The organism is Rhodococcus aetherivorans (genome assembly GCF_011058165.1).
Taxonomy (GTDB): domain Bacteria; phylum Actinomycetota; class Actinomycetes; order Mycobacteriales; family Mycobacteriaceae; genus Rhodococcus; species Rhodococcus aetherivorans.
This window is the reverse complement of sequence record NZ_JAALEG010000175.1, coordinates 1-3,270: the sequence shown is the minus strand read 5'-3', so window position 1 is coordinate 3,270 and position 3,270 is coordinate 1. Positions and strand designations below refer to the sequence as shown.

Sequence of the window (3,270 nt, the reverse complement as noted above, 5' to 3'; positions counted from 1 at the left end):
CCCGCACCGACAAGCCCGCCGACAGTGTCGCCGAGGAGACCGGGGAGGTGACACCGGCCTTGACTGCCTGACCCACTCCCGAGGAATCACGCGACGACGTCGTACACCACCTCCAGGGACTTGACCCCAGCCGCCGCATCGCTCCGGCGACCCTCACCCGGACCGCTCGGCCGGTGAAGTCCTCGAACGGATGCACGTGCAGCGCAGCTCGACCGTGGCGTGGGAGTCCTTCGGCGGTTCGCCTTCCGGAACCGTGAATCGCCAGTACGTGACAGGCGACAGTTCGTCCGTCAGGACGGGCCTGCCCGATTCAGCCCGGTAGACGCTTGTGGTGCCGTAGAAGAACTCTCCACGATTCGGTCCCATACCGCTGCTGCCACGGCATTCACCCCGCAGACGACCCCTCGCAGGTGCGATGTCACTGGGCAGTGGCAGGCGAACCGACCGGCTCCACGGAAGCGCTGCCCGTGACGGGGTAGACGGCGTACTCCACGCCCGAGAGGTACTGGACGGTACGCACCACCTGGCATGAGTAACCGAACTCGTTGTCGTACCAGACGTAGAGAATGGCGGTGTCACCGTCGACGATTGCCGCGTTGGCGTCAATGATGCATGCCGCGCGTGAACCGATGAAGTCGCTGGACACGGCGTCGGTTGCCGCGGTGTAGTCGAGATTCCGACTCAGTGCGCCTGTCAGCGATTCCTGACGAAGATGTTCGAGCACTTCATCTTTGGTGGTCTCACGCCCCAGCTGAAGGTGGAGGATGGCGACTGAGACGTCCGGGGTGGGTACGCGGATCGAGTTACCGGTGATCCTGGCCTGAAGGCCGGGAAGCGCCTTCGCCACGGCCGACGCGGCACCTGTTTCGGTGAGCACGAGGTTGAAGGGCGCCGATCGGCCGCGCCGATCGGCCTTGTGGTAGTTGTCCAGCAGGTTTTGGTCATTGGTGAAGGAGTGCACGGTCTCGACGTGGCCTCGCGCGACACCGAACTCGTCGTCCATGGCCTTCAGTGGCGGGACAATGGCATTGGTGGTGCACGATGCGCACGAGACGATGTTCTCGGTCGGGTCGAGGTCGCGGTGATTGACGCCGTGCACAATGTTGGGCACGTCGCCCTTGCCGGGCGCGGTGAGCACCACCTTGGCCACACCCGGGCGGAGGTGCTGCGACAGCCCGTCGCGGTCGCGCCAGATCCCGGTGTTGTCGATCAGGATGGCGTTGTCGATGCCGTACTCGGTGTAGTCGACGCTCGTCGGATCGTTGCTGTAGATGAACTTGATGACGTTGCCGTTGGCGATCAGGGTGTTGTTCTCTGGGTCGACCTTGATCGTGCCGTTGAACTGCCCGTGGACCGAGTCGCGACGCAGCAGCGAGGCGCGCTTGGTCAGGTCGTCACTACCTCCCTTTCGGACCACCACGGCGCGCAAGTTCAACCCATTTCCCGAGCCGGCCTTTTCGATCAGGAGTCGAGCCACCAGTCGACCGATGCGCCCGAATCCGTACAGGATCACATCCTGCGGCTGCGGAGACGTCGGAGCGGCACCGGCCAGTTCGGCAAGACTGCGTGCAACGAACTCAGGGATCGACACTCCGTCGCCGTTCGCCCGGTAGTTCATCACCAACAGTCCGAGATCGACCTTGGAGGGCCGGAGGTCGAGATGCGTCAGTGCCTCGAGGAAAGGGAACGTCTCTTCGACGGACAGCTCGTCGCCGCTGATCTGTCGGGCGAAACGATGGGTTCGCAGGATGCTGATGACCGACTTGTTCACCAGGGAGCGACTGTGAAGCAGAATGGTCACCGAACGCGTGCGGTGTAAGCCACCGATGATCGGGATCATCGCTTCCGCAAGAGCCTCCTCGGAGTTCCACTGTGCCAATTCTGCTGTGCTCACTGTGCTCCTCTGCCTTTCCGGCTCGTGTGACACGTCCGGTGGTTGGATGCCGGCCCGGACGAGACGCACGTCACTCGCCGGTCAGCGTTCCGGATCGGTGGAACAGTTCACGACCGACGCCGATCAGGACGTGCGCAACACCAAGCATATGGAAGCGCTCCCTCGGATCGACAAGCCGGTCGCCGAAACCGTCCCGGGGGCGTGGACCTGCCGCCTCACGCGAAGAATGCCACGGACAACCTGCTGTCCTATCCATCAGTAGCAGCAGGAGGAGGCTTCTTGTGAGTGAGCGGCGGCGGCGCACAGCAGCAAGCAAGCAGAGGCCGATACTCCCCCTCGCTGCGGTGCGGACGCAGGTCACATCCTGGTGGATCGGATTCGGTCACGTTCCAGCGGGCGCACGCGGGAAGGCGCATGTGCGCGCCCTCCGCGACCATGGCGAAGAAGAGCGGGGCTCAGGCTCGACGCATGGGCTCATGTCGGCCGTAGCCATCCCGGTCTGTCCGTCGATCGCGTGCGGGGCAGTGGAGTGCTAGACCCGGCCGCCGCGTCCGAGGCGATGGCCGCAGTGGCTCGGAGCCTGCACGGATCGGAGCGAGTGACAGCGTTGACGGTTGCCAGGTCTTCGCCTACGTCGACGTCCAGGGACCGGACGCAGGGTGCGCGTTCGACGCCGCCCGTGAGGAAGCGGCGTTGCATCCGCTGTCCGACACGCGCCTGCTCGGCCTTGTCGAGCAGGCACACGAGGTCGGCTTGCACCCGACGAAGCTGCGCACCCTGTCCGGCACGGGAGTCGGGATCATGCGACGCGACTTCGGGGTCGAGTTGCCCGCGCCCGGCAACGACTGCCTCTGACAGCGCAACACAGGCGAGGCTCCCGGAATCCCTGGTTCCGGGGGCCTCGCCCGTGGCGTAGGAACGTCGTTCCGGCACGAGCCGGAATGACGTGGGCGCCACCACTACCGCGTCCAGCACAACCGGGCGCGTACGGTCGCCACGTCTCGCACCTCCAGCACGAACACCACCTCGATCCGATCGCCGGTCGGTCGCCGGACGGCACCAGCAAAGATGCCGTCGTGGCGCTGTTCGCTGCCGCCGATCCGGCCGGATTGATCGGCTGGGACGGTCCCGGTCCTGAACCCGTGTTCCCACGCCAAGCGGGCACAGGCGCCATGGCACCTTCCTCGCCCGTCGTTCCGTCCAACTCTGCTGCACCGCAACATGAGTGGTGGGTAATCGTGCTTATCCACCACACCTGGTGGGGGGCTCACCGGCCTGCCGTCGAGCAAGGACCAAGCGTCACGCCTCAGAACATGTCGATGGTGTGTGGGCTCGAGGGGTTCAGAGTCCGGGTATCGGGGGCAGTTCCGGTAGGG

The 3,270-nt window shown here is 65.1% G+C and carries 2 protein-coding genes; one reads left to right on the top strand and one right to left on the bottom strand.

The window, feature by feature from the left end; translation table 11 throughout:
* Window positions 1–418: 418 nt before the first annotated feature.
* On the bottom strand, window positions 419–1,894 hold the full coding sequence (locus G6039_RS29905) for a glyceraldehyde-3-phosphate dehydrogenase (RefSeq protein ID WP_043803016.1): 1,476 nt from the start codon (window positions 1,892–1,894) through the stop codon (window positions 419–421).
* Between the two features lie 693 nt (window positions 1,895–2,587).
* On the opposite strand from G6039_RS29905, the gene G6039_RS30930 reads away from it, so the two are divergent.
* Window positions 2,588–2,749 (top strand): hypothetical protein, encoded by a 162-nt coding sequence (locus G6039_RS30930; RefSeq protein ID WP_006937390.1) that lies wholly within the window; start codon window positions 2,588–2,590, stop codon window positions 2,747–2,749.
* Window positions 2,750–3,270: the final 521 nt, after the last annotated feature.